This is a genomic window from Natronospira bacteriovora (genome assembly GCF_030848495.1).
Taxonomy (GTDB): Bacteria; Pseudomonadota; Gammaproteobacteria; order Natronospirales; family Natronospiraceae; genus Natronospira; species Natronospira bacteriovora.
Map to the genome: position 1 here is coordinate 67,696 of NZ_JAVDDT010000004.1, position 26,793 is coordinate 94,488.

The following is a 26,793-nucleotide window of genomic DNA, read 5'->3' on the forward strand; positions in this document are numbered from 1 at the left end:
GGGGCTGGCCGCCGTGCTACTCCGGAAGGGCCGTGCTGGCGCGGTGGCGGGATTTGCCTCGCGCCAAGGGCGCCAGGAGCGCGACGGAAACGCCAAAGAAATCACACTCATTGCGTCCTTGGCGCTCTCAGCGCGAGGCCCAGTCAAGGCCCGGGGTCGGCAACCATCCGCCCGAAGCAGTACGGCTGGCCAGGCGATGCACGGCCCCAGCAATCACTGCGTCTCAGCGTCTCTGCGCGAGAACACCTTAGCCAGCCGCCTGGGCCACGCGCGCTTTTTCTTCCCGGCGGAGCATTTCGCCGGCCAGGGCGAGATAGGCAAGGGCGCCACGGGAGTTCTTGTCATGCAGCAGGGCAGGCACGCCGTAGCTGGGGGCCTCGGCCAGGCGCACATTGCGGGGGATCATGGTGCGATACACCTTGTCGCCGAAATGCACGATCAGCTGGGCGCTGACCTCGTTGGCCAGGTTGTTGCGCGGGTCGTACATGGTGCGCAGCAGACCGGCCACCTGCAGTTCCGGGTTCACGGCCTCGCGAATCTGCTCAATGGTGTTGAGCAGGGCGGACAGGCCCTCCAGGGCGTAGTACTCGCACTGCATGGGGATCAGGATGCCGTGGGCCGCGGCCAGGGCGTTCACGGTCAGCATGTTCAGGGAAGGCGGGCAGTCGATCAGGATGTAATCGTAATCATCCAGAACCGGTTCCAGGGCCTTGCGCAGCTTGGACTCGCGTCCGAAGGCCCGCATCAGCTTGACCTCGGCGGCGGTGAGATCGCCGTTTGCCGGCAGCACGTGGATGCCGCTGTCTTCCATGTGCTGGATGGCCTCCCGGGCATTGCACTCACCCAGGATCACATCGTAGGCGGACAGCTTGAGCTGATTCTTCTCGACACCGGAGCCCATGGTGGCGTTGCCCTGGGGGTCCATGTCCACCAGCAGCACGCGGCGCCGGGTGGCGGCCAGGGAGGCGGCCAGGTTGATGCAGGTGGTGGTCTTTCCGACCCCGCCCTTCTGGTTGGCAACGGCAATGATATTGGCCATGACTTTCCCTCAGTCTTCCTGCACGCGGGCGAGTATGAGCTGGTGGCGTTCGGCGTCCAGGCCCGGCACCCGGACCGGGCGGGCACTCTGGAGGCGCCATTCCGGCGGACAGTCGGCCAGCTCTTCCTGCGGGTAACGGCCCTTCATGGCCACCAGGCGACCGCCTGGCGCCACCAGTCCCCCGGCCGCTTCCACGAAGGCCCCGAGCGAGGAAAACGCCCGGCAGGTCACGGTATCAAAGCGTCGGGCCGGACGGTAGTCCTCGATTCGGCTCTGCACCACCTCGACATTCTCCAGGCCCAATTCCAGCGCGGCCTGGCGCACGAAACGGGTGCGCTTGAGGGCGGAATCGAGCAGGGTGAATGCCGTCTCCGGACGCGCAATCGCCAGAGGCAGGCCCGGAAAACCCGCACCGGTACCCACATCCAGCACCGTCTCCCCCTGCAGATCGGGCAGCAGGCTGAGCGAGTCCAGCAGATGCCTGGGCACCATTTCCAGCGGATCCCGCACCGCCGTCAGATTGTAAGCCTTGTTCCACTTGATCAGCAGGCCGATCAGGGCCAGCAGCCGCTCCCGGGCGGTGGCGTCCAGCTCGATGCCCATGGCCGCCAGGCCGTCGTTCAGACGCGGACGCAAATGCTCAATTGAAAACTGATCCATCATCACCCTCGGCTGGCACCAGGCACGTTTACCGCACCGTGGGAGCGGATTTATCCGCGATTACAATCAATCGGTTGGCGCGCCACCCTCTATGGCCTCGCTGTGGGCGCGGCATCAAATAGCAGCATACCAACCGGAAGATTGTCATCGCGGATGAATCCGCTCCTACGGTGGCATTAAAAAAGGCCTCCGGCTTGCGGAGGCCTTTCTCGCATGCAGTACCCGCTGCGAATTACTTCACGAACAGCGTCATGAACTCGTGCACCGGGGTGTCGTCGAGGGCACCGTGGTCGTCGCACAGCTCGATGATTTCACGGGCCTTGCGCGGGCTGAGGATCCGGGTGAGGGCATCATCGTACTTCTGCAGCAGGACCGGGATGCCTTCGTCGCGGCGACGGCGATGGCCGATGGGGAAGTCCACCTGGACGCGGTCGGTTTCGCTGCCGTCCTTGAACACCACCTTGATGGCGTTGGGGATGGCGCGCTTGTCGGCGTCATAGTAGTCGGTCGTGAACTGCTCGTTTTCCTTGACGGTCATCTTGTCGCGCAGGGCGTCGATGCGATCGTCCAGGGCGATGTTGTCCTCGTAATCCTCGGCGGTCAGGCGGCCGTAGATCAGAGGGATGGCGACCATGTACTGGATGCAGTGGTCACGGTCGGCCGGGTTGTCCAGGGGGCCGGTCTTGTCGATGATGCGAACGCCCGGCTCCTGGGTCTCGATTTCCACCCGCTCGATCTCATCCAGGCGATCCTTGACCTGCTCATGCAGCTGCATGGCGCATTCCACCGCAGTCTGGGCGTGGAACTCGGCCGGGAAGGAGATCTTGAACAGCACGTTCTCCATCACGTAGTGGCCGAAGGCCTGGGGGATCTTGATGTCATTGCCCTTGAACAGCACGTCCTGGAAGCCCCACTTGGGCGCGGACAGGGCGGAGGGATAACCCATCTCGCCGGTCAGGGCGACCAGGGCCAGGCGCACGCCACGGGCGGAGGCATCGCCGGCGGCCCAGCTCTTGCGGGAGCCGGTGTTCGGCGCATGACGGTAGGTGCGCAGGGCGCCGCCATCGATCCAGGCATTGGAGATGGCGTTGAGCACGTCTTCGCGGCTGCCGCCGAACATGCGGGTGGCCACGGCGGTGGAGGCCAGGCGCACCAGCAGGACGTGATCCAGACCAACCCGGTTGAAGCTGTTTTCCAGCGCCAGCACGCCCTGGATTTCGTGAGCCTTGATCATGGCGTGCAGCACGTCACGGATCTTCAGCGGCGCCTTGCCCTCGGCCAGACGGCGGCGGGACTCGTAATCGGCCACGGCGAGGATGGCACCCAGGTTGTCGGAGGGGTGACCCCACTCGGCGGCCAGCCAGGTGTCGTTGAAGTCCAGCCAGCGAACCTGGGCGCCGATGTTGAAGGCGGCGGTGACCGGGTCCAGCTCGAAGGAGGTGCCGGGCACGCGGGCGCCGCCCTTCATGTCGGCGCCGGGAACCACCGGACCGAGCATCTTGGTGCAGGCGGGGTATTCCATGGCCAGCATGGCGCAAGCCAGGGAGTCCATCAGGCAGTAACGGGCGGTGCTCAGGGATTCCTTGCTGAAATCCTCATAATCGCACACATAGTCGGTCATCGCGACCAGAACGTCATCGGGATCGGGCCGCTTGGCGGAACGGATGTCGGCGGACATGGGGGTTCTCCTGGGTTTTCTCTGTTCTGAAAGGTTTTACTGAATTTAGGTTTGGGCGGCTTCGGGCCGCCGAGTGAACAGTGAACAGTTCCCAGTGAGCAGAATGTGGCTCCGAGCCACTGTTCACTGGGAACTGGGAACTGTTCACTCGTCGGGCGCGGGGCTCGAAGCCCCAGGCCCGTAGTACTTATGATCGCTCTTCGATCGGTACGTAGCGCTGAAGCTCGGGCCCGACGTATTCCGCATTGGGACGAATGATGCGGTTCTTGGCCCGCTGTTCCTTCACGTGAGCAGCCCAGCCGGTCAGGCGCGACATCACGAAGATGGGCGTGAACAGCTTGGTGGGGATGCCCATGAAGTTGTAGGCCGAGGCGTGGAAGAAGTCGGCGTTGGCGAACAGCTTCTTCTCGTTCCACATCACGCTCTCAATCGCCTCGGAGATGGGATACAGGGTGGTATCACTCACTTCCTCGGCCAGCTTCTTGGACCATTCCTTGATGATGGCATTGCGCGGATCCCGCTCGGTATACACCGCGTGACCGAAGCCCATGATCTTTTCCTTGCGCTCGAGCATGCCGTGGATGCCCTGGGTGGCCTCATCCGCGCTGGAGAAGGTCTCGATCAGGGCCATGGCCTTCTCGTTGGCACCGCCATGCAGGGGCCCACGCAGGGAACCGATGGCGCCGGTGATGCAGGAGTGCATGTCCGACAGGGTCGAGGCGCAGACGCGGGCGGTGAAGGTGGAGGCGTTGAATTCATGCTCCGCGTACAGGATCAGGGAGACGTTCATCACCCGGGCGTGCAGTTCATTGGGCGCCTTGCCGTGCAGCAGGTGCAGGAAGTGGGCGCCCACGGACTCGTCATCGGTTTCGGTCTCGATGCGCTTGCCGTTGTGGCTGTACTGGTACCAGTAGCAGATGATGGAGGGGAAGACGGCCAGCAGGCGGTCGGCGGCATCGTCCTGATCGGAGAAGTCCTCGGCCTCGGTCTCCAGGTTACCCAGCATGGAGGCGCCGGTGCGCATCACGTCCATGGGGTGGGCATCGGCGGGAATCCGCTCCAGCACTTCGCGCAGGGCCTGGGGCAGACCGCGGCCCTTCTTGATCTTGGCAATGTAGTCGTCCAGCTCGGCCTTGTTGGGCAGCTTGCCGTGCAACAGCAGGTAAGCGACTTCCTCGAATCGGGCCTTCTCGGCCAGTTCCTCGATGTCGTAGCCGCGATAGGTCAGGCCGGTGCCTTCCTTGCCCACGGTACACAAGGCGGTTTCACCGGCGACCATGCCGCGCAGGCCGGCACCCATCTTCTTCTCAGCCATCGTCCTTCTCCTAAGTTTTTGCAGGCTGTGGGAGTGGCATTTCTGCCGCGATTGGCCACGCTCGCGCTCGGCCGGGGGCGGGCAAGCCCCTCCCACTTCATTGACTTATTGCTTGAAGAGCTTGTCCAGGGTCTGCTCGTACTCGTGGTAGCCGAGTACTTCATACAGCTCCTCGCGGGTCTGCATGCGATCAATCACGTTCTTCTGCGTGCCTTCCTGACGCAGGGTCTGATAGACCCCCAGCGCCGCCTTGCTCATGGCGCGGAAAGCAGACAGGGGATACAGGGCCAGGCGTACACCGGCGTCGCCAAGTTCCTCGGTGGTGAACAGCGGGGTCTTGCCGAACTCGGTGATGTTGGCCAATACCGGCACGCCCACCGCATCGATGAACTGGCGATATTCGTCCAGGGTCTGCAGGGCCTCGGCAAAGATCATGTCCGCACCGGCCTCGACATAGGCACAGGCCCGGTCGATGGCGGCCTGCTGGCCCTCAACCGCATGGGCGTCAGTGCGCGCCATGATGACGAACTTGTCGTCCTGGCGGCCATCCACCCCGGCGCGGATGCGATCGGCCATCTCTTCCTGTGACACCAGGGCCTTGCCCGGGCGATGGCCGCAGCGCTTGGCGGCCACCTGGTCTTCCAGGTGCAGGCCGGCGGCACCGGCGCGGGTCATTTCCCGCACCGTGCGCTGGATGTTGAAGGCCTGACCGAAGCCGGTGTCGGCATCCACCAGCAGGGGCAGATCGCTGGCCGCGGTAATGCGGCGGATGTCCTCGCAGACATCATTGAGGCTGGTCATGCCCAGATCGGGCAGGCCAAAGGAGGCATTGGCCACCCCGGCGCCAGACAGATAGATGGCACGGAAACCGGCCTGCTCGGCCAGCAGGGCGGAATAGGCGTTGATCGTACCCGCCACCTGCAGCGGACGCTCGGCTTCAAGGGCCTGCCAAAGGCGGGCACCGGCAGAATCCTGACTCATGCGGACCTCATTCGATAAGACGTTCGGGAGGGGACCCAGCCCCTTTGGGGCCGCCGATTCTACCGGATTGGGTGATTCGGCGCCATTTACCCGAGGGCGGTGGCCCCTATTGCCCCCTGTAGGCGCGGAAAATAATTTCCGAATTTTCTTGCATTCCCCCCTCAACCCGCGTATAAGGGACATCGCTGTCGCAGTAAGTAGTTCGAAAAGAGCAGGATCCCGTCTGGTTTTCCCCTCCGATCGAAAGACCCTCTGCAGGATGCTGCCCGCCGGGATCAAGTCGCCCGCAGGCTGAAACTGCCCCCCAGGATCGGCATTTCAAGAACAGCATTAACGGAGTCCATGACGGGCTCGCTCAAAATCAAGTAGTTAAAGGTAGTAAGTAACATGCAAACCGGTACTGTTAAGTGGTTCAACGAATCCAAGGGTTTTGGCTTTATCGCTCCTGAAGATGGCGGCAAGGACGTTTTCGTCCATTTCTCCGGCATCGCCGGCGACGGCTTCAAGACCCTGGCCGAAGGCCAGCGCGTTCAGTTTGAGTCGAAAGAAGGCCCGAAGGGTCTCCAGGCTGTGGAAGTTTCCGCAATCTGAAGTATCGACTCAGTCGCCCGCGCGGCACTGAATTCGATACGGAAAAGCCCCGCCTCGGCGGGGCTTTTTCTTTTCCGGGGTTACGCATCTGCACCTATTGGATTCGGACCACGGTGCGGCCGCGGATTTTGCCTTCGATGACCTGATCGAAGACCGGGGGCAGCTCGTCGAAGGCGACTTCCTGGTTCAGGATCAGATCCAGCTTGCTCGGGTTCAGGTCGGTTCCGATACGTTCCCAGACCTGGCGGCGCAGGGGCATGGGGGTGGCCATGGAGTTGATTCCCAGCAGGTTGATGCCGCGCAGGATGAAGGGGAAGACGGTGGTCTCCAGCTTGGGGCTGGCGGCGTTGCCGATGGCGGCGATGTTGCCCCACCAGCCCACGGTGCGGGTCAGCCAGGTCAGTGCCTCGCCGCCCACATTGTCCACCGCGCCGGCCCAGCGGGTCTTCTCCATCGGCCGCTTGCCGAAGTCGGTCTCGTCCCGCAGCAGAATCTCGCTGGCGCCCAGTTCCTTCAGGTAATCGGCCTCCTCGGCCTTTCCAGTGAGAGCGCTCACTTCGTAGCCCAGGCCCGCCAGCATGTTGATGGCGAAACTGCCCACCCCGCCGGTGGCGCCGGTCACCACCACCCGGCCCTGATCCGGGGCCTGGCCGTTGTGTTCCATGCGGTGGATGGCAAGCGCCGCGGTGAAGCCGGCGGTGCCGATGGCCATGGCCTGGCGGCTGTCCATGCCCTCGGGCAGGGGCACGATCCAGTCGGCCGGCACCCGCACTTTTTCCGAGTAGCCACCGTCATGGGCCTCGCCCAGCCCGCAGCCGGTCACCAGCACCTTCTGGCCTTCGCTGAAGCGAGAATCGCGGCTGCTTTCCACGGTGCCGGCCACGTCGATGCCGCCGTTGCAGGGGGAGGTTCGAAGAATCTTGCCCTTGCCGGTGGCCGCCAGGGCGTCCTTGTAGTTGACGCTTGAGTACTCGGCCCGAATCACCACCTCGCCTTCATGCAGATCATCCAGGGTCAGGGTCTCGAATCCGGAACGGATCTGACCGTCCTCGTCATGGATGCGAAAGGCGCGAAAGGTATCGGACATGGTCGTCTCTCCCTGCGGGGCTGAATGAACATCGAGGATCGGCATTGTGCCATGAGGCGGCATTGGGGGAAAAAGAAAGGCCCCGCCTCGGCGGGGCCTTTCCAGATCCGGTGTCGATCACTGCAGACCGACATCGGTGGCCTTAGGCGGGTGTCACTTCCACGGCCTGGAGACCCTTGGGGCCTTCCTTGGTTTCAAACTGCACACGCTGTCCTTCAGCCAGGGTCTTGAAGCCGTCGCCGGCGATGCCGGAGAAGTGCACGAAGACATCCTTGCCACCGTCCTCGGGTGCGATGAAACCAAAACCCTTGGACTCGTTGAACCACTTAACGGTACCGGTCTGCATACTTCTACCTTCCTTACTTGTGTAATGGAGAATGCTGGCGGGGTTCGATGGTCCGGGGAGCTTCCAATACCTGGCGAGAAAATCACGCGGGGGGAATTTCACCGGGGCCCTCGGCCCCTGTTACTCTGATGATTCGGCGGTTGGCTGTCGTTTGCGGCCTCGCTTTCACATTCAATAACCAGCACGATCAATAATAGTTGGCGATTTCGGAAAATGACAAGTCACCCTGGGTGAAATTTTGGTGACGGCCAACTGGGAGATGGCACGATGTGGACCGTGGAATGCAATGGCGCGCAGATTCCCGCGCTCGGTTTTGGCACCTTTCAGCTCGAGCCGGAGGACGCCCTGCGCATGGTGGACCACGCCATCCAGGCCGGCTACCGGCATATCGACACCGCCCAGATCTACGATAACGAGGCCGCCGTGGGCGAAGCCATTGCCCATGCCCCGGTGCGCCGGGAAGAGCTGTTTCTCACCACCAAGGTCTGGATCAATGCCATGCGCCCGGGCAAGCTGGAGGCCTCGGTGGAGGAGAGCCTGGGCAAGCTGCAGACGGACTACGTGGATCTGCTTCTGCTGCACTGGCCCAATCCCAAGGTGGAGTTCCAGGCCATGTTCGACAGCCTCAACGCGGTGCGGGAGCAAGGCCTGGCCCGGCATACCGGTGTCAGCAACTACCCCAGTGACTGGCTGGCCCGGGCCCGCGAGGCGAGCCGTGGCCCGCTGGTCACCAACCAGATCGAATACCACCCCTTCCTGGCCCAGAAGACCCTGCAGCCCATGCTGCGCGAGGCCGGCATGGCCGTGACCGCCTACTGCCCCCTGGCCCAGGGCCGGGTGTTCGAGAGCGACACCCTCAAGGCCATTGGCGAGGCCCACGGCAAGAACCCCGGACAGGTGGCCCTGCGCTGGCTGATCCAGCAGGACGGCGTCATCGCCATCCCGCGCTCCAGTCGGGAAGCCAACGCCAGCGCCAACATCGACATTTTCGATTTCGAGCTGAGCGAAAAGGAAATGTCACAGGTCGCCGACCTGGCCGACCCCAACGGGCGCGTCATCAGCCCTGAGGGGCTGGCGCCGGAATGGGACCCCAAATAAAGTTCCCAGTGAACAGATGAAAGTGAACAGACGGTGCCGAAGCCCTGGTTTTTCTGTTCACTGGGAACTGTTCACTGTTCACTCTCGCGGAAAAAAACGGGCCCCTGACGGGGCCCGCTAACCTTCCTTATTGCCAATTCACTCTAATTCCAGCCCCAGATGCTCCGCCAGGAACGCCCAGCGGTCGCGGGCTTCCTCGATGCGCATGGAGGTGGACATACCGGCGCCGTGGCCGGCGCGGTCCTCGATGCGAATGAGCATGGGGCTGCTGCTGTCCGGGGACTGCTTGTACTGCAGCATGGCCGCGTACTTGAAGCTGTGGCCCGGCACCACGCGATCATCGTGATCGGCGGTGGTGACGAGAATCGGCGGGTAATCATGATTCTCGGCGATGTTGTGATACGGCGAGTAAGTCAGCTGCACCTCGAAGTCTTCCTTCACCTCGGGGTTGCCGTAGTCCGGTGCCCAGCCGGCACCGACGGTGAATTTGTGGAAGCGCAGCATGTCCATCACGCCCACCGCGGGCAGGGCGGCGCCGAACAGCTCGGGGCGCTGATTGACCACCGCGCCCACCAGCAGGCCGCCGTTGGAACGGCCATAGATACCCAGATTGGTCGGCGAGGTGTAACCCTCGTCGATCAGGTATTCGGCGGCGGCGATGAAATCATCAAACACGTTCTGCTTGTTCTCGCGCACCCCGGCCTGATGCCATTCACGCCCGTACTCGCCGCCGCCCCGGATATTGGCGGAGGCGTAGATGCCACCCTGCTCCATCCAGGCCAGGTTCTCCACCGAGAAGGAAGGCAGGATGGGGATGTTGAAGCCGCCATAGCCGTAGAGCAGGGTCGGCGTGGCGCCATCGATCTCGATATCCCGACGATGGGTGATGAACATCGGCACTTCGGTGCCATCCGTCGATTCGTAGAACAACTGCCGGGTGACGTAGTCCTCGGGGTCAAATCCACTCAACTCGGGCTGGCGGAAGATTTCCGCTTCGTCCCAGTCGCCCGGCTTGTGATGGAAGACCGTGGTGGGATAGAGGAAGGAGCTGAAGGAGAAGAACAGCTCGCCGTCACGGCCGCTGTTGACGCTGCCGACGGTACCCAGGGTAGGCAAGTCGATGTCATGGGCGGCGTCGCCGTTGCGGCTGAACAAGGTCAGACGGCTGTGGGCATCTTCCATGTAATTGACCACGAAGAAGTCTTCCATGGCATTGACGCCACGGATAACACGCTCGCCTTCTTCCACCAGCGTCTGCCAGTTATCACGCTCGGAGGCGGTAATGTCCACGGCGATGATGCGGCCACGGGGGGCATCGGCCGTGGTGTGGAAATAGAAGGTCTCTCCGTCGTTGTCGAGGAAATGGTAGCCACCATCGAAATCGTCCAGCAGCTCCACCACGGTCCCGTCCAGTGAGGGGTTCTCGGGATCCTGCAGATCCATGTAATAGACCCGGTTGCGGCGATCGGTGCCCTCGCGGACCGTCAGAATGAGGTAGCGACCGTCGTCGGTCACCTCGGGAACGAATCGCCAGTCGGGCCGGTCCGGCCGTTCATAGACCAGAACGTTGTCGTCCTGATCCTGACCCATGCGGTGATAGAAGACCCGATGATCCTCATTCGGCGCGGTCAGGGGATCGCCCTCGGGCTCGGGATAGCGGCTGTAGAAGAAACCGGCATGATCGTGGGTCCAGGCAGCTGGCGAATACTTGATCCACTCCAGGAAGTCGCCGGTGTCCTCACCAGACTCGATATGACGGATATGAAAGCTCTGCCAATCGGATCCGCCTTCGGCCTTGCCGTAGGCGATGTATTCCCCGTCTTCACGCACCGAGGTCATGGTGAGCGAGACAGTGCCATCCTCGGAGAAGCGGTTGGGGTCGATCAGAACACTGGGCTCATCGTCCAGCTCGGAGAGCCAGTAGAGGACATCGTGGTCCTGCAGGCCGTCATTGTGGCGATAGAAGTAACGCCCGGCTTTTTCGCTGGGAACCGAGTAACGCTCGAAATCCCACAGCTCGGTCATGCGCGCCTTGAAGCGCTCGCGACCCTCCAGACCCTCCAGGTGCCTGAAGGTGAGCTCGTTCTGGGCGTTGATCCAGTCACGCACTTCCTCGCTGTCCAGTTCTTCCAGCCAGCGGTAGGGGTCGGCGATCTCGTGACCGTGGATGGTTTCCACCAGATCCTGGCGGCGCGTCTCGGGATAGTCGTAAGCGGCACGCTCGGCCACCCGTTCGCTCTGGTCACGCTCACAGGCCGTGAGAGACAGGGCAAGCGCCGCGGCCACACCGAGGGCCACGGCGGAAGCCGGAAACGGTTTCAGGCGATCTTTCATCAGGGACTCCTGTCGTGTTTGTCGTGCAGGTGAGTACTGTCAGACAAGGAAAAGACAGTAGGACAAATCCGGGGTTCAGGCAAAACCGGCCTCAACGGCCCTCATCGCCCGAATCCGGCTGGCGGTGAATCGGCCAGTCGGTAAAGGCAAACCAGAGCAGAAAGGCGATATTGACCAGGGGCAGGAGCATCAGCAGACCCAGCCAGGGGCTGAAACCCGCCTTGCCGGCGATGCGGTACCAGCTCACGCCGACGATGATTGCGAGCAGCAGGGCAATGATGGCCATGATTCTCTCCCGTCAGTAGGCTTCGAAAACCGGCCCATGTTGGCATAATCAGGGACGTGATTCCGCAGCGGCCGATTCTGGAGGAGAAGGGCAATGCAGCAACTGCTGGCGATCGTCTTCGCCGTCATCATTCTGGTCACGGGTCTGGGCCTGCTGGCCTGGCTGGTGGCCAGCGGGCTGTGGACGCCCATCGACCCGCTGATTGCCGCCCTGTACGCCGGGCTGACGGGCGCCTTCTGGCTGCTGGCCGCCTGGCGCCTGTTCGGACCCCGCCGGGCGCGTGCCCATGTTCTCAGTGCCGCTGCCCTGATCATGGTGGTCACGGTGCTGGAGCTGGGCCTGATCCTGCTCACCGGCGCCTACACCGGTGTGGGCCTCACCCTGGCTGTGCTCGGCAGCAGCGGCGGCCTGGTATTCACCGTGGTCTCCGGTCTGATGAGCGAGACCGATTGAGGGTACTCAGCCCCGCTGACTCAGCCAGTGATCCAGGCCCTGGGCATCCAGCTGCAGATCCATGCCCAGGAGTTCCCTTGCCTTTGTGTCGGCATCCGCGATGCCGTGTCTGGCCAGGCGGTCGGCCTCATGGTCGATCAGATCCCGCTCGATGGCGCTGATGCGATCATCGGCGTCCCGGTTGGCCTCGGCGATGGCCACGAAGGCATCCAGTTCCTCGTGCAGGGTGCGGGCATGCCGATCCAGATCCGTGACGCGGCTGTAATGGGTGAGGAAGCAGGCATTTGGCTCAAAGCTCATGATGCGATCCACCGAGGCGTGGTAGGCATCGGGATCGAAATGCACCGGCGTGGTGGTGGGCAGGATGAACTCGCCCTGGTCGGTATCCAGTTCCCGGTAGGAAACGCCAAAGGTGTCGCCGGTGAACACGGCGTGTGAGCGGTCATCGAAGATGCAGTAATGATGCCTGGCATGGCCGGGGGTGTGAAACAGGGTGAGGCGGCGCTCGCCCAGTCGCAGCACCATGCCGTCCCGCGACTCCCGCACCCGTTCCGGTGCAATCGGCGGGATCTCGCCATACAGTTTGTGGAAGGCCTCATCCCCGTAGACTGCCCGGGTGCCGGCCACGAGCTTGCTCGGGTCCACCATGTGCCGGGCACCCCGGGGATGAACGATGCAGATGGCATTGGGCAGGTGGCGGATCAGTTCGCCGGCGCCCCCGGCATGATCCAGGTGAATATGGGTCAGCAGGATGTAGTCCACGGCTTCCGGCTTGAGGCCGGCCTCGTCCAGGGCCGCCAGCAGGGCCGGCACCGAATGGGTGGTGCCCGTGTCCACGTAGGCGGCTCGCCCCTGATCCACGATCAGATGGCTGGCATCGAAGTGGGCCCGATGGTAATCGGTGTCGATGGCCGTGATGCCGTGGGGAAAGGCAGTCAGTCGCGGACGGTTGGTGTTGCGGCTCATAGCGGGCTCCGTGGGCTTGTCACGCATCCTTCCATTCTACCGTGCGGAACGCGCCTGCAGGTGACCCTTGCGCGCTTTCCCTGGCGGGTCGCATCCAGCGTTGTGCTCCCTGTGGTCTGAACTATGATGCAGTAAGGGAAGCATCACCGCTTGTTCGGGAGTGATCCAATGAGTGACGCAGGGAATCAGCGCCGGGTTCTTCTCATCAATGATCCGCGGGTGCTGGATCACCGACCAGATGTGGAAGACGAGTTTCTTCCCGGGCGCCTCAACAAGCGGGTCCGGGGCATTCTTTCGAGTCTGGTGGTGAAATGGAACTACCCCGAGCATCCGGGGCGAATTACCGCCATTACCGATCTACTTGCGAGCGAACCCATAGAGGGGCTGCGCATGGAGGAGGCCCGGCCGGCCAGCCGCGAAGAGCTGAGTCGCGTTCACACGGCCACTTATCTGGAATCCATCTACAAGCTGCGGGACAAGCACGCCTGGCTGGATGTGGATACCACGGCGGTGTCACCAGGCAGCGTGCAGGCGGCTGAAGTCGCGGCCGGGTCGGCAGTTCGCGCGGTGGAGGCCGTCATGAAGGGCGAGGCGGACAGTGCCTTCGCCCTCTGCCGTCCGCCGGGGCATCATGCCAATGCCGTTCGTGCCCGCGGTTTCTGCATCTTCAATAACGTGGCCGTGGCCGCGGCCCATGCGCAGATGGAACTGGGTTGCGAGCGAGTGCTGATCGTGGACTGGGACGCCCACCATGGCAATGGCACCCAGGACATCTTCTGGGCCAATCCGGACGTGATGCTGTTCGACACCCACCGCTCCTCGCCCTTCTATCCCGGCAGCGGCGCCATGGAGGAAGTGGGTGAAGGCATCGGCGAGGGCACCACCATCAACGTGCCCCTGCCGGAAGGCTCGGGCGACGCGGCCCTGATCAAGGCCTTCGAGGAGATCCTGACGCCGGCCGCCGAATGGTTCCAGCCCGATCTCATCCTGGTGTCCGCGGGTTTCGACCCCCACCGCCTGGATCTCTGCCTGAATGCCACCCACGAAGGCTTCAGCGTCCTGACGTCCATTCTTCAGCAGATGGCTGACCGCCTGTGTGACGGCCGGCTGGCCTTCGTACTGGAGGGCGGCTACAACCTCGTCCCCCTGGCCCGTGGGGTTCATACGGTGCTGGGCGTACTCAGTGGGAATGCGCCCCGCCAGCCGATCGACCCCGGCCTGTCCGCCGTAGACGAGGCTCGGGAGTTTCACCTCAGCGCCTTTGCGGATGAAGAGGACGACCGGGCCTGAAACGCCGCATCAGAACGGCCACACCAGCATGATCATGGGCATGCCCAGGGCGAAGACCAGCAGGCTCAGGGGCAGGCCCAGGCGAGCAAAATCGCTGAAGCGGTAACCGGCCGGGCCCATCACCAGGGTGTTTGACTGGTGGCCGATGGGGGTCAGGAAGGCACAGGAGGCACCCACCGCCACGGCCATCAGGAAGGGGTCGGGCGAGACCTCCAGCGCCAGTCCGATGGCGACCGCGACCGGTGCCAGCAGCACCGCGGCGGCCGCGTTGTTGATGATGTCCGACAGCAGCATGGCAATGATCAGCAAGGCCGCCAGGGTCACCGCGGGCGGCAGATCACCGGACAGGCGCACCATGGCATCCGCCAGCATGCCGGCGGCGCCGGAACTCTCGAAGGCCATACCCACCGGCAACATGGCACCCAGCAGCACGATCACCGGCCAGTCCACGGCGGAATAGGCCTGGCGCAGGGTGAGCACACTGCCGAGCACCATGCCCAGGGCGGCGGCGGCGAGGGCGATCTGGAGGGGCAGCACGCCACTGATGATGGCCCCCAGTGCCAGGCCGAACAGGCCCAGGGCGGTGAACAGCTTGCGCGGTGAACCGACGCTCAGCTCCCGGTCCGCCAGGGGCAGGCAGCCCAGGCGACTGGCGGCTTCACCGAGCGCCTCCCGCTCGCCCTGCAGCAGCAGCACATCGCCGCTGCGAAAGCGGATGCGGCTGAGCCGTTCCCGCAGGCGTTCACCCTGACGGGCCACGGCCAGAAGACTGACCCCGAAACGCTCCGGCAGGCTGAGCGTGCGCACGGTATGCCCGGTCATCAGGCCCTCGGGCAGCACCACCGCCTCCATGGTGGCCAGGTTTTCGGCCTCCATCTGTTCCCGATCCAGGGTTTCCAGACCCTTGATGCTCAGGCCCAGTTTCTCCGCCGGGCCTTCCAGTTCCGAAGGATCGGCCTCGACCAGGAGAATGTCGCCCTCCCGCAGCCGCTGCCAGCTCCGCACCGGGCTGGTGACCCGCTTCTCCCTGGCCAGCCCCACCACCGTGTAGTCGATCTTTTCCAGGGCTTCGTCCAGGGCACTCAGGGGTTCGCCGATCAGCCCGGACTCTTCACCGACTTTCAGCTCAAGCAGATAGTTCTCGATCTCGAACAGATCCTCGGGCGAGGTCTCGCCCTTGCGGTCGGGAAGCACCCAACGCGGCAGAATCGCCACCAGCAGGACGCCGGCCGCCATGATGGCAAGGCCCACCGGACTGAAATCGAACATGGCAAAGGCTTCGCCCAGTTCCGTCTGGCGATAGGTGGCGATGATGATGTTCGGCGGCGTGCCGATCAGGGTGGTCAGGCCACCCAGCAGGGAGCCGAAGGCCAGGGGCATGAGCAGACGGGAGGCGGGAAAATCATTGTCCCGGGCAATGCGAATGGCCACCGGCAGCATCAGGGCCAGGGCGCCCACATTGTTCATGAAGGCTGAGCAGACGGCCACCACCAGGGTGAGAGCCAGGGTCTGCAACAGGACACGGTCGCCGATGCGCGCCGCCTGGCCGGCAATGAGCTCGACCACGCCGGCCGCCCCCAGGGCACGGCTGATGACAAGGACCGCCGCCACGGTGATGACCGCGGGGTGGGCAAAACCGTCGAAGGCCTCGCCGGCCGGCACCAGGCCCAGGAAAACGGCCGCGAGCAGGGCCATGCCCGCCACCACGTCATAGCGCCAGCGCGCCCAGATGAACAGGATCAGTGTGGCCGCTAGCAGCAAGAGGATCAGATGATGGTCCGCCATCATGGTGAGCTCCCTGGGTCGGACGTACCGGGTCGGGACATGCCGTGGCGGCAGGATAGCAGCTGTGTGATTCCATGACCGCAAGCGGTGTAGACTGGCGGCTCAATTTCCTCGGAGGGGATAAGGGAATGAAGAAAAAGCTGATCAAATGGCTGGGTGGCCTGGTGGTGGTCATCCTGCTGCTGGTGCTGGTGGCACCGGCGGGTGTGGGCATGCTGGCGGAAGGCCGCTACAAACAGCTCTGGGGCGACATGCTGGCGAGTGAACCCGGCATGCAGGCCGAAGTCACCGGCTTTGAACGGGGCTGGTACCAGTCACGGGCCGAAGTCACGCTCACCATCAGCGACGCCACCCTGGCACCCATGCTGCTGGAACTCGGCTGGGGCGAGGCGGACGGAGACAATGCCCTCATCCGCCTGCGCGAAGGCGTGCATCACGGGCCGGTCCCCTTCACCGCGCCGGCACCGTTCTGGCAGCGCTGGCGTCCGGGTTTCGCCATCGTCGACAGCCGCCTGGACGAGAATATTCCCATCATTGCCGAGCACGGTCTGGATGTGGTCAGTACCGTTCACATGGGTCTCACCGGCCGCCTCAATGGCTTTTTCGAGATTGCCCCCTTTGACGTGCGCAACGAAGAGGAGCAGTTGCGCATCAGCACGCGTGAGCCGATCAGCGCCGAGTGGGGCAGCGACCGCCGTTTCAATCGCCTGGACTTGCGGGCACGGGTGGGGGAATTGCGTATCCAGGGCGAACCGGGTGTCGGCATCGTGCTGGAGAACCCCTGGTTGACCATCAACCAGCGCCGCGGGCCCTCCGATATCTGGCTGGGCGGCAGCGAGTTGCGTCTGGCGGCGGTGGAAACCCGCCTGCCCGGTGAGGGCCGCACCCGTCTCGAGAACCTGGTCTGGGCCACCAGCGCGGGTGAACGCAACGGCCTGGTGGACCAGGAACACGAGATCCGGGTCGAGGCCCTGCGCATGGACGACTTCGTGGCCGGGCCGGCCGCGCTGGATGTGGATCTCTTCAATCTGCATGCCGAGAGCCTGTCTCGTCTGCAGGAGGCCCTGAGTGACTGGTCAGCCCCGGATGCGGAGGCCATGCTCGATGGCGAGGATGTCTTTGCACCCCTGCGTGGCCCCATCCTGGATCTGGCCATGCACCAGCCCGGCGTGCGCATCAAGCGGCTGGATATCCAGCTGCCCGGTGGCGCCATTACGGGTGAGGGACGCGTTCAGTTGATCGAGCTGGACGCCCGCTCGCTGGAAGAGCACCTGGAAGCCGGCCAGTACCTTCAGCTGCTGGACGGCGAGGCCCGGATCGGAGCGGCTCGCGATCTGGCCCGCCGCGCCCTGGCCATGAGCCTGCTGGGCCGGTTGCCGGAGGGTGAACTGGAGGATGACCTGGCCGAGCTCATGGACATGCAGCTCGCCGCCGCCGTGGCCGAGGGCATGCTGAGCGAAACCGAGGACGGTTACGAGATTCGCCTGGAACTCCGTGACGGCGTGTTGCGGATCAACGAGCGCGAGATCCTGCGGTTCTGAAATCCCCCTGCTCGTTAGCGATGCGAGCACGAACGCATCGATCCGTTAGTTTCCCTGAGTACCTGGTGGGCAGGTCTGCCCACCAGGTACCGGCTTGTTACAAATCGTTTCGTGAGACGGCCTCAGGCGTAATTGCCAAGGTGAGCGATTGCGCACTCCCCTGGCCAAGTGGTATATCCCACTCAGAACGCTTCTGCCAGTCCAGCCGAATCTCGCCCGACGACTGTTCCATCAGGACGTTTCCTTCCAGGTCTTCCACCCGGAAGTTCAATGCCATACCCACGCTTTCCTCTCCCTGGCTGACTGACTGGATCCCGATCAGAATCGTAAGACCTTCCTGTTCCAGCCCCTGGGTCAGCGAGGCATTGCCATCGATGACGGCAACACTGGGAGCGGAGATCAGTTCATCTCCCAGGTGCAATTCAAAATTTAGCCGTGCCAGCGTCTCAGCACCGGCGGTGGCCATGGTCATGGTGGACAGAAACAGCGCACAGAGCATCTTCTTCATTATCGGACTCCTCGTTCAGCGGATACGAGCCGAAAGCATGACCCGAACCAGGCCAGGGAAGCCTTGAGAAAAGCTTGGGAATTTCGTGGAATTGTCTTGGGATGCTCAATCGCCGGGAATCAGTGAAGCCAGATCGCTTGGCCGGGCGTTCAACTCAACCAGGAACACCTCGTCTGAACCCCGTGGCCGAATGTCGAAGCGGGCAGGTTCATCGAACCGGACCTGCTGTTGCATACCAATGCTGTGACTGATGCTGCTCAGCACCAGATTCATGCTCGTGCCAGACGGGTTCAGAGCAATGATCCGGACTTCAAGATCAAGATCGTAGTCGTTCAGATGCACTGAACCGGCTTCACCCACCGGAATCAGTATCCTGGGCGAATGCTGCACACCGCGCGGATCCGTTATTTCAAGGCTGATCATGGCGGCTTCCGGGTTCACCCCCCACCCACTCCCGGCCCAGGCCAGAAATGCTCCGACTATTGTCAGCCCGGCGACCACAATTGATAGCCCAACCGGCACACGATGCGGAAGAAAGGACGGCGGCCCCGACCGGACAGCCAGTCGGTAACCACGCTTGGGTAGGGTTTCAATACAAACCTGGCGCACACCGATTTCGGTCAAGCTGCGTCGCAGCTGACTGATCACCGAGGACAGGGTGGCATCACTCACTACTCGCCCAGACCATGCCCTGTTCAGCAATTCGTCCCGGCTTAGCAATCTACCCTCGGCCTCGGCCAGCGCCCTGAGCACGGAGATGAGCTGTGGTTCCAGCCGGCGGGTGCTTTTGGGTCCTCTGACTTCGCCGAGCGCTTCTTGCACTTCCATGTCCGCGATGCGCATTCGGCGAGCCCCCGGTTCCGGATGAAGTCAGGCGGATTGGCGAAGCTTGCCGCCGACCTTCTTCTTCTTCAGATGCACCAGCAGCAGGGAAATCGCCGCCGGGGTGACGCCCTGCAGGCGGCCGGCCTGACCGAGGGTGGCCGGGCGGGCCTCGCTCAGACGCTGGCGGACTTCATTGGACAGGCCACGCACCGCCGAATAGTCCATGTCCTCGGGCAGGGGGGTGTCCTCGTGCCGCCGGGCCTTGTCGATTTCCATCTGCTGGCGTTCGATGTAGCCGGCGTACTTGATCTGGGTTTCCACCTGTTCGGCCACCCGCGGATCCGCCACCGCTCCGCCCACGGCCGCAAGACGGGTCAGACCGGCGTAATCCACCTCCGGGCGGCGCAGGATCTCGCTGGCGTGCTGCTCCCTGGACAGGGGCTGCCCGCCCAGCACGCTTTCGGCTTCCTCGGCGCTGACCTGGCCGGGTCGAATGAGCAGGTCCGCGAGCCGCTGCTTTTCCTGTTCCACCGCCTCGCGCTTGGCCTCGAAACGGGCCCAGCGATGGTCGTCCACCAGGCCCATCTCGCGGCCCACCGGCGTCAGACGCAGATCGGCATTGTCCTCGCGCAGCAACAGGCGATGCTCGGCCCGGCTGGTGAACATGCGATAGGGTTCGCTGGCGCCGCGGGTGATCAGGTCATCCACCAGTACACCCAGGTAAGCCTCGTCGCGGCGGGGGCACCAGATGGCCTCGTCCTGGACCTGACGGGCGGCGTTGAGGCCGGCCAGCAGACCCTGGGCACCCGCTTCCTCGTAACCGGTGGTGCCGTTGATCTGCCCGGCAAAGAAGAGCCCGCCGACGAATTTCGTTTCAAGACTCGGTCTGAGGTCACGGGGATCGAAGAAATCATATTCGATGGCATAACCGGGCCGGGTGATGTGGGCGTTCTCGAAACCGGCCACCGTGCGCACGAAGGCCTCCTGCACCTCGAAGGGCAGGCTGGTGGAAATGCCGTTGGGATAGATTTCGTGGGTATCCAGACCTTCCGGCTCGACGAAGATCTGGTGGGAGTCCTTGTCGGCGAAGCGCTCCACCTTGTCTTCCACCGAGGGGCAGTAACGCGGCCCGACACCATCTATGGCACCGGTGAACATGGGCGATTCGGCCATGTTGGCGCGAATGATGTCGTGGGTGCGGGCATTGGTGCGGGCAATCCAGCAGGAGACCTGCCGCGGGTGTTCCTCGGCGGACCCGATGTAGGAAAACACCGGGGCCGGATCATCCCCCGCTTGTTCCTCGAGCTGGCTGAAATCGATGCTGCGCCCGTCGATGCGCGGCGGGGTTCCGGTCTTCAGCCGGCCGACACGGAAGGGACGGGCACGCAGTTTTTCAGCCAGGGCATTGGACGGGGCATCGCCGGCCCGGCCGCCGGCACTCTGGGCACGACCCACGTGGATGCGCCCGCCGAGGAAAGTGCCCACGGTCAGCACCACCGCCGGCGCCATGAACTCAAGGCCCATGCTGGTGACGACGCCCCGCACCCGATCCTGCTCGATGATCAGATCGTCCACGCCCTGCTGGAACAGGGACAGGCCGGGCTGATTTTCCACCATGGCACGAATGGCCTGACGATAGAGATTGCGGTCGGCCTGGGCGCGGGTGGCGCGCACGGCCGGGCCCTTGCTGGCATTGAGGGTGCGGAATTGGATGCCGGCCTGGTCGATGGCGCGGGCCATGGCCCCGCCCAGGGCGTCGATCTCGCGGGTCAGATGCCCCTTGCCGATGCCGCCGATGGCCGGATTGCAGGACATCTGGCCAATGGTATCCAGGTTCTGTGTCAGCAGCAGCGTGCGTGCGCCGGCCCGTGCCGAGGCGAGCGCCGCCTCGGTGCCGGCGTGACCGCCACCCACCACGATGACATCGAATTGTCGTTCACTGCTGACCATGCTCACCTTCCCGGGCTCAAACATGCAGCCCGATCGAATCCGTAACTGGCTTATTTTACGCGTCTTTTCGCCGGGACGATAGCATCCTTCGACGGCCGGTTTGACGACACTCGCCGAAACGGGAATCATGCGCCCTTTCCCGGGCAGCGGTTTTCCCGGGAACCGATTTTCCTTCGGGGGGTATGCATGCTGATCAGGGAATTGCTGTTCGCCGTGGCGGCGGCCACGGGCACCGACAGTCTGTCATTCGAACCATGTGAGTTAAGGGGTAGCGGGCGCGGATCTGGTGTCTCGGCCGAGTGTTTCACGGTCTCGGTTGCGGAAGACTGGTCGCGGCCCCAGGGCAATCAGATCACCTTGCGGGCGGCCCGGATTCCGGCCACACAGGGGGACAGTGAACGACCGCCGCTGCTGATGATCGCCGGCGGCCCGGGACAATCGGCGCTCAGCAGTTTTGTTCCCCATCTTCGCGCCCTGCGCCCGATTCGACAGCAGCATGACATCATCCTCGTCGACCAGCGCGGTACCGGTGATTCCAATCCCCTCGTTTGCCCGGATGCGGGCATGGATTCCATTTCCGTGGACGAGGCCGCCGAGCATGCCCGCGACTGTCTGGACAGGATCGGCGTGGATCCCAGGCATTACGGGACCGCCTCGGCAGTGCGTGACCTGGAAGTGGTTCGCGAGGCACTGGGCCTGTCGGAATGGCATGTTTACGGCGTCTCCTACGGCAGCCGCGTCGCCCTGGAGTATCTGCGCGGGTCCGAAGCGCAGGTGAGCAGCCTGACCCTGGACGGTGTCGTGCCCGCAGAGGAAATTCTGGGGCCCATGCTGGCGCCGTTCGCCCAGCGCGCGGTGGATCGCATGCTGGCACGCTGCCGGGACGATGAACGGTGCCGATCGGCCTTTCCCGATCTGGAAGGCAGTCTCGATCGCGTGATGCGCCGGCTCGGAGAGCGGGACCGGCCGGTGAGGATTCGGCATCCGCGTACCCATGAGCCCACAGAGGTTCGTCTCGATCGTGATCGGTTTGCCCAGATGCTGCGCTTTGCCGCCTATCAACCCGAGATGCTGGCCCTCATGCCGCTCAAGATTCACCGCGCCGCCGAAGAGGGCGACTGGCAGCCCCTGGCCGCCCAATGGCTGACTCTGGGCGAGTCTCTTGACCAGACCATCGCCACAGGCATGCACTACGCGGTGATCTGCAGCGAAGACATTCCCTTTCTCGATGAAAAGGATCGGATTGCCCAGGGCAACGGCTTTCTGGGCATCGATCCACTCGATTTGCTCATTCGAATCTGTGCGGACTGGCCAGTCGCGGAGGTCGGTGATCAGCGCTGGGAACCGGTGCGTTCGGATGTACCTGCACTGCTGCTTTCCGGGGAACTGGATCCGGTAACGCCACCGGAATGGGGGGAGCAGGTTGCCAGCCAGTTGAGCAACAGTCGCCATCTCGTACTGCGCGGCAAGGGCCATAACGTGGTGCATCTGGGATGCGTGCCTTTCCTGATGCGCGACCTGCTCGCCGGCGGTGAGCCGGGGGAACTGGATGCCACTTGCCTGGACGACATGCGGCCGATGCCCTTCTTTCTCGATTTTTCCGGTCCGGCGGCCTGAGGGGATGAGTTCATGATTGAAGCCAGTGCCCTGAAAAAGCGCTTCGGCGAGGTTCAGGCCGTACACGATGTGACACTGTCCGCCCGTGATGGAGAGATCACCGGCCTGCTCGGTCCCAATGGGGCCGGCAAGAGCACCACGCTGCGCATCATCTCTACCGCCATCCGGGCGGATTCCGGCTCGGTGAGCGTGGACGGGATCGACGTGGCGGCGCAGCCACGAGAGGCCCGGCTGGCCATGGGCGTGATGCCGCACAATGCGGGCCTCTATCCCCGCCTGAGCGGACGGGAGAACATTCGCTACTTCGGCGAACTCAACGGCCTTGGCGGCGAACCTCTCGATAAGGCGATTCAGCGCCTGGTGGAACGCCTGGAGATGGAGGCCTTCGTGGACCGCCCGGCGAAGGGCTACAGCCAGGGTCAGCGACTCAAGACCGCCCTGGCAAGGGCCATGGTGCACGGGCCCGGAAATCTGATACTGGATGAGCCGACCAGTGGCCTTGATGTCATGGCCACCCGCGCCCTGCGTGAGCTGATCCGGGATCTCAGGCGTGACGGTTACTGCATTCTCTTCTCCAGCCATGTCATGCAGGAAGTGGCGGCCCTGTGCGACCGCATCGTCATCATTGCCCATGGCCGGGTGGTGGCCCGGGGCCGTCCGGATGAACTGCTTGCCGAACTGGGCACGGACAATCTCGAGGAGGCCTTTGTCCGCGCCATCGCCCGAGAGGACGGGGAGGTGCCGGCATGAAACGCACCTGGATCGTCTATCTCAAGGAAGTGCGGGACAACCTGCGGGACCGGCGCACGCTGTTGTCGGTGCTGCTGTTCGGTCCCCTGTTTGGCCCCATCCTGTTCGCTGTCTTCATGGGTACCGCCATCACCATGGGGGCCGACGAGATCGAGAAACGCCTGACCCTGCCGGTGAAGGGCGAGTCGCATGCCCCGGAGCTGATTGCCTGGCTGCGGGAGAACCGTCTGGATATCCAGACCTTCGAGGGCGACCCCCGTCAGGCGGTGCGGGATCGCGAGGTGGATTACGTCCTCGTGATCGACAGTGGTTACGCCGAAGCCATGCGGGAGGGTCGTTCGGCCCCCCTGCAGCTGGTGGCGGATCGCTCGCGTCAGCGTCTGGCAGGCCAGCTGGCACGGGTGCGGAGCACCGTCAATGGCTGGGATCGTACCCTGACGGAGTTGCGCCTTCTGGCACGGGGCATCGACAGTCAGGTTATTCACCCCCTGCAGCTGGAAGAGGTGGACGTGTCAACGCCGGAAGCCCGTGGCCTGATGATCGCGGCCATGCTGCCCTACTTCATCCTGTTGACCGTGCTCATGGGCGGCTTCTATCTTGCCATCGACACCACCGCCGGTGAACGCGAGCGGGGTTCCCTGGAGCCGCTGCTGAGCACTGCGGCACGACGGGGCGAAATCCTGTTGGGCAAGCTGCTGGCCACGGCAACCTTTTCGCTGCTTGCACTGATGATCGTGATCGCTGCCTTCTCCCTCGCCCTGCGTTTCGTACCCATGGAGACGGTGGACATGTCACTGTCGCTGGATGCGGCGACAGCGGTGAAGCTTTTCCTGACCGTGGCGCCCTTCGCCTTCCTGGGCGCGTCCGTCATGTGCCTGGTGGCATCATTCACCAAGAGCTACAAGGAAGCCCAGACCTGGTTGTCAGTGGTGATGGTAGTGCCCCTGGCACCCATGATCGTGCATTTCGTGCGGCCCTTCGAAGCCACCACCCTCAATCTGGCGATTCCCGTTCTGGGTCAGCATGTGGCCATGCTCGAACTGCTGGGTGCCGAGGCGATTCCGACCCTGGGCCTGATTCTCAATACCGCACTGACCCTGCTCCTCAGCGCCGTGGTCGCCTGGGTGGCCTGGCTGTTCTACCGTCGCGAGAGTGTCCTGGGTTAGCGGGTAGACGGCCGGATTGCTGCTAACGGTTGTCGTGATCGCCAGCTACACTCAGGGCATGGGCGTGGGAACAGGGACGAATCGGCTGCTGGGCATCCGGCTTCACCGGGATCATCGTCAGGCACTGCGTGTACGGCGTGCACTGCTGGGCGTGGTCGCCTACCTGATGTGGATCTCGGTGGGTATCTATCTCCACGTGATGGGGCTGATGCGCGTGGAGCTGGGTTGGCTGCTCAGCTACATCCTGCTGACGCTGATCACCAATGTCGTCTTTCTGGTGATCATTCGCCTGGACTGGAACCTGCGTTTCCGTGATCCGGGCATGACCCTCGTCCAGATCGGCTTTGGCATCTTCTGGGGCATGGTGTTGCTGTATCAGGCGGAACCGGTGGCCAGAGGCGGCATGCTCCTGATCTTCGTTACCGGTTTCTTTTTCGGCGTCTTCCGGCTGACCACCCGCCAGTTTCTCGGCCTCACCCTGTTTGCTTCCCTGGCTTATGCCTCCCTGCTGCGGCTCGACTGGAACCTGATGGATGCCGATACCCGACAGACGGAAATCGCCCAATGGCTGTTCCTTACCGTGGTGCTCATCTGGATGTCCTTCATGGGCGGCTACGTTGCGCGGCTTCGGGCCAATCTGCGATCCGCCCTGAGCCGGATCGAAGAGCTGGCCCATCGAGATCACCTAACCGGTACCGGCAATCGCCGCGCCATCACCGGCACCCTGGAATCCGCGCTGCAAGCGTGCGTGGAGCATGGCGGTGCCCTGGCCGTGGCGCTGCTGGATCTGGATCGATTCAAGGCGCTCAACGACAAGCTTGGCCATCTCAGCGGTGATGCGGTTCTCAGGGAGTTCGTCCAGCGTATCGAACACGAGCTCAGAGGGGAGGACTTCATTCAGGGCGCCCCCGCTGAACAGCTTGGACGCTTCGGCGGCGAGGAGTTTCTCGTTGTTCTGCCGGGTTCGAATCTGGCAGGCGGTCGTGCGGCAGCCGAACGTCTGAGGGAGGCCATCGCTTGCTCGCCCTTCACTACGGAGGCCGGCGAGGTTCCCGTGACGGTTTCGATCGGGGTGGCCGAGTACCGACAGGGCGACAGCCCGGAGGACATTCTGCGGCGCGCGGATCGGGCCCTCTATCGGGCGAAGGAAGCCGGCAGAAATCGGGTCGAAGTGAATTGAACTCGGCTACTTGCCGATGCAGAAACTGGAAAAGATTCTCCCCAGCAGATCGTCGCTGGTGAATTCGCCGGTGATTTCATTCAAGGCCTGTTGGGCCAGTCGCAGTTCCTCGGCCAACAGCTCGCCGGCACGCATTTCGGTCAATTGGGCCTGACCGGCGTCCACATGGGCACGCGCGCGATCAATGGCATCCAGATGCCGGCGACGGGCCATGAACAGATCCTCGCCACCGGGGCGATAGCCAGCCAGACCTTTCAGTTGCTGGATCAGCTCGGTCATGCCTTCGCCGGTCTTGACGGAAACACCGAACTGTCGCTCGCTGTTGCGGCGCCCTGCCTTGCCACCGCTGATGTCGACCTTGTTGTAAACGGTCAGGGCGGTGATGTGAGCAGGCAGATCGCGACGAAGGACGGCCGGGTCGTCACCGGTGGCTTCGTCACAGAGAAGGAGAATGCAATCGGCCTTGTCCATCTCGGCCCGGGCCCGGCGCATGCCTTCGGCCTCCACGGCATCGCCGCCCGTGCGCAGACCGGCGGTATCAATGACGTGCAGGGGCAAGCCATCCAGATGAATATACTCGCGCAGCACGTCGCGGGTGGTGCCCGGAATATCGGTGACGATGGCCGCGTCATGGCCGGCCAGTCGATTGAGGAGACTGGACTTGCCGGCATTGGGTCGTCCGGCGAGCACCACGGTCAGGCCGTCACGCATCAGTCGCCCCTGTTCCGCGCGGGCGTTGAGAACGTCGAAGGCCTCGATGATGTCGCTCAACTGGTGCTCAATGCGCTCATCGGAGAGAAAATCCACTTCCTCTTCGGGAAAATCGATGGCGGCTTCCACGAACATTCGCAGTTCGATCAGTTTTTCCACCAGCTCATGGACCACACGGGAAAACTCGCCACTCAGTGAACGGGAAGCCGCCCTCGCCGCCTGGGCCGAACCGGCGTCGATCAGGTCGGCGACGGCTTCTGCCTGGGCAAGATCAAGCTTGTCGTTCAGGAAGGCCCGTTCGGAGAACTCCCCCGGGCGGGCGGGGCGCGCACCCAGCGCGATCGTGCGCTGCAGCAGCATGTCCATCACCACCGGGCCGCCATGACCCTGCAGTTCCAGGACATCCTCACCGGTAAAGGAATGCGGCGCCGGGAAATAGAGCAGAATTCCCTGATCGATCGCGCGTCCATGTTCGTCGAGAAACTCGGCCAGCATGGCCTTGCGCGGGGCGGGATCACGCCCCGTCAGTTGCCGCGCAAAGCCCTGCAGTGCCGGGCCTGAAAGGCGGACGATACCGACACCACCGCGGCCAGGCGGTGTTGCAACGGCGGCGATGATGTCGTCTGTCCGGCTCAT

Annotated in this window: 24 protein-coding genes; 9 read left to right on the top strand and 15 right to left on the bottom strand. The window is 63.5% G+C overall.

Annotated elements, in window-relative coordinates; translation table 11 throughout:
* Window positions 1-247: 247 nt before the first annotated feature.
* The 5 genes from RBH19_RS07580 to prpB all read right to left on the bottom strand — a co-directional run bounded on the left by RBH19_RS07580 (window position 248) and on the right by prpB (window position 5,673).
* Window positions 248-1,039 (bottom strand): ParA family protein, encoded by a 792-nt coding sequence (locus RBH19_RS07580; protein ID WP_306728228.1) that lies wholly within the window; start codon window positions 1,037-1,039, stop codon window positions 248-250.
* 9 nt (window positions 1,040-1,048) lie between these two features.
* Window positions 1,049-1,699, bottom strand: coding sequence for a 16S rRNA (guanine(527)-N(7))-methyltransferase RsmG (gene rsmG / locus RBH19_RS07585; RefSeq protein ID WP_306728229.1), 651 nt, complete (start codon window positions 1,697-1,699; stop codon window positions 1,049-1,051).
* A gap of 232 nt (window positions 1,700-1,931) precedes the next feature.
* Window positions 1,932-3,377 carry a bifunctional 2-methylcitrate dehydratase/aconitate hydratase gene (locus tag RBH19_RS07590; protein ID WP_306728230.1) on the bottom strand — a complete coding sequence of 482 codons (1,446 nt, stop codon included), beginning with the start codon at window positions 3,375-3,377 and terminating at the stop codon, window positions 1,932-1,934.
* 187 nt (window positions 3,378-3,564) lie between these two features.
* Complete coding sequence (gene prpC / locus RBH19_RS07595) at window positions 3,565-4,692, bottom strand: bifunctional 2-methylcitrate synthase/citrate synthase (protein ID WP_306728231.1); 1,128 nt, start codon at window positions 4,690-4,692, stop codon at window positions 3,565-3,567.
* A 105-nt stretch (window positions 4,693-4,797) separates the two neighbouring features.
* Window positions 4,798-5,673, bottom strand: coding sequence for a methylisocitrate lyase (prpB, locus tag RBH19_RS07600; RefSeq protein WP_306728232.1), 876 nt, complete (start codon window positions 5,671-5,673; stop codon window positions 4,798-4,800).
* A 387-nt stretch (window positions 5,674-6,060) separates the two neighbouring features.
* Between prpB and RBH19_RS07605 the strand changes: the two genes are divergently transcribed.
* Window positions 6,061-6,264, top strand: coding sequence for a cold-shock protein (locus tag RBH19_RS07605; RefSeq protein ID WP_306728233.1), 204 nt, complete (start codon window positions 6,061-6,063; stop codon window positions 6,262-6,264).
* Between the two features lie 94 nt (window positions 6,265-6,358).
* On the opposite strand, the gene RBH19_RS07610 is transcribed toward RBH19_RS07605, so the two are convergent.
* A complete protein-coding gene (locus RBH19_RS07610; RefSeq protein WP_306728234.1) occupies window positions 6,359-7,351 on the bottom strand; it encodes an oxidoreductase in 993 nt (330 codons plus the stop codon).
* Between the two features lie 142 nt (window positions 7,352-7,493).
* Window positions 7,494-7,697 carry a cold-shock protein gene (locus RBH19_RS07615; RefSeq protein ID WP_306728235.1) on the bottom strand — a complete coding sequence of 68 codons (204 nt, stop codon included), beginning with the start codon at window positions 7,695-7,697 and terminating at the stop codon, window positions 7,494-7,496.
* 267 nt (window positions 7,698-7,964) lie between these two features.
* Here RBH19_RS07615 and RBH19_RS07620 point away from each other — a divergent pair, with 267 nt between their 5' ends.
* Complete coding sequence (locus RBH19_RS07620) at window positions 7,965-8,795, top strand: aldo/keto reductase (protein ID WP_306728236.1); 831 nt, start codon at window positions 7,965-7,967, stop codon at window positions 8,793-8,795.
* Window positions 8,796-8,933: 138 nt separating this feature from the next.
* On the opposite strand, the gene RBH19_RS07625 is transcribed toward RBH19_RS07620, so the two are convergent.
* Together RBH19_RS07625 and RBH19_RS07630 are read right to left on the bottom strand one after the other, a co-directional pair.
* Entirely contained in the window at window positions 8,934-11,129 is a 2,196-nt protein-coding gene (locus tag RBH19_RS07625) for a prolyl oligopeptidase family serine peptidase (RefSeq protein WP_306728237.1), read from the bottom strand.
* A gap of 91 nt (window positions 11,130-11,220) precedes the next feature.
* Window positions 11,221-11,415, bottom strand: a complete 195-nt coding sequence (locus tag RBH19_RS07630) for a hypothetical protein (protein ID WP_306728238.1) — start codon at window positions 11,413-11,415, stop codon at window positions 11,221-11,223.
* Window positions 11,416-11,508: 93 nt separating this feature from the next.
* Between RBH19_RS07630 and RBH19_RS07635 the strand changes: the two genes are divergently transcribed.
* On the top strand, window positions 11,509-11,868 hold the full coding sequence (locus RBH19_RS07635; RefSeq protein WP_306728239.1) for a hypothetical protein: 360 nt from the start codon (window positions 11,509-11,511) through the stop codon (window positions 11,866-11,868).
* A gap of 6 nt (window positions 11,869-11,874) precedes the next feature.
* Here the strand turns inward: RBH19_RS07635 and RBH19_RS07640 are convergent, their stop codons facing one another.
* Entirely contained in the window at window positions 11,875-12,834 is a 960-nt protein-coding gene (locus tag RBH19_RS07640) for an MBL fold metallo-hydrolase (RefSeq protein ID WP_306728240.1), read from the bottom strand.
* 168 nt (window positions 12,835-13,002) lie between these two features.
* On the opposite strand from RBH19_RS07640, the gene RBH19_RS07645 reads away from it, so the two are divergent.
* A complete protein-coding gene (locus RBH19_RS07645; protein WP_306728241.1) occupies window positions 13,003-14,124 on the top strand; it encodes a histone deacetylase family protein in 1,122 nt (373 codons plus the stop codon).
* A gap of 9 nt (window positions 14,125-14,133) precedes the next feature.
* On the opposite strand, the gene RBH19_RS07650 is transcribed toward RBH19_RS07645, so the two are convergent.
* Entirely contained in the window at window positions 14,134-15,912 is a 1,779-nt protein-coding gene (locus tag RBH19_RS07650) for an SLC13 family permease (RefSeq protein ID WP_306728242.1), read from the bottom strand.
* 125 nt (window positions 15,913-16,037) lie between these two features.
* Between RBH19_RS07650 and RBH19_RS07655 the strand changes: the two genes are divergently transcribed.
* Window positions 16,038-17,450 carry a DUF945 family protein gene (locus RBH19_RS07655; RefSeq protein WP_306728243.1) on the top strand — a complete coding sequence of 471 codons (1,413 nt, stop codon included), beginning with the start codon at window positions 16,038-16,040 and terminating at the stop codon, window positions 17,448-17,450.
* 97 nt (window positions 17,451-17,547) lie between these two features.
* Here RBH19_RS07655 and RBH19_RS07660 read toward each other — a convergent pair whose 3' ends face one another.
* From RBH19_RS07660 to mnmG, 3 genes are all read right to left on the bottom strand, one after another.
* The gene (locus RBH19_RS07660) at window positions 17,548-17,958 is read right to left on the bottom strand and encodes a hypothetical protein (protein WP_306728244.1); all 411 of its coding nucleotides are present in this window, start codon (window positions 17,956-17,958) and stop codon (window positions 17,548-17,550) included.
* A gap of 105 nt (window positions 17,959-18,063) precedes the next feature.
* Complete coding sequence (locus tag RBH19_RS07665; RefSeq protein WP_306728245.1) at window positions 18,064-18,801, bottom strand: winged helix-turn-helix domain-containing protein; 738 nt, start codon at window positions 18,799-18,801, stop codon at window positions 18,064-18,066.
* Window positions 18,802-18,828: 27 nt separating this feature from the next.
* Window positions 18,829-20,733, bottom strand: coding sequence for a tRNA uridine-5-carboxymethylaminomethyl(34) synthesis enzyme MnmG (gene mnmG / locus RBH19_RS07670; RefSeq protein WP_306728246.1), 1,905 nt, complete (start codon window positions 20,731-20,733; stop codon window positions 18,829-18,831).
* A 186-nt stretch (window positions 20,734-20,919) separates the two neighbouring features.
* Here mnmG and RBH19_RS07675 point away from each other — a divergent pair, with 186 nt between their 5' ends.
* From RBH19_RS07675 to RBH19_RS07690, 4 genes are read left to right on the top strand one after another with little or no spacing between them, the layout of a single operon-like run.
* Window positions 20,920-22,350 carry an alpha/beta hydrolase gene (locus RBH19_RS07675; RefSeq protein WP_306728247.1) on the top strand — a complete coding sequence of 477 codons (1,431 nt, stop codon included), beginning with the start codon at window positions 20,920-20,922 and terminating at the stop codon, window positions 22,348-22,350.
* 12 nt (window positions 22,351-22,362) lie between these two features.
* On the top strand, window positions 22,363-23,100 hold the full coding sequence (locus RBH19_RS07680; RefSeq protein ID WP_306728248.1) for an ABC transporter ATP-binding protein: 738 nt from the start codon (window positions 22,363-22,365) through the stop codon (window positions 23,098-23,100).
* Entirely contained in the window at window positions 23,097-24,266 is a 1,170-nt protein-coding gene (locus RBH19_RS07685; protein WP_306728249.1) for an ABC transporter permease, read from the top strand. The genes RBH19_RS07680 and RBH19_RS07685 overlap by 4 nt, the downstream gene beginning before the upstream one ends.
* Before the next feature lie 16 nt (window positions 24,267-24,282).
* Window positions 24,283-25,446: a GGDEF domain-containing protein gene (locus tag RBH19_RS07690; RefSeq protein ID WP_306728250.1), complete on the top strand. Its 1,164-nt coding sequence runs from the start codon at window positions 24,283-24,285 to the stop codon at window positions 25,444-25,446.
* Between the two features lie 6 nt (window positions 25,447-25,452).
* Here RBH19_RS07690 and mnmE read toward each other — a convergent pair whose 3' ends face one another.
* Window positions 25,453-26,793, bottom strand: a complete 1,341-nt coding sequence (gene mnmE / locus RBH19_RS07695) for a tRNA uridine-5-carboxymethylaminomethyl(34) synthesis GTPase MnmE (protein ID WP_306728251.1) — start codon at window positions 26,791-26,793, stop codon at window positions 25,453-25,455.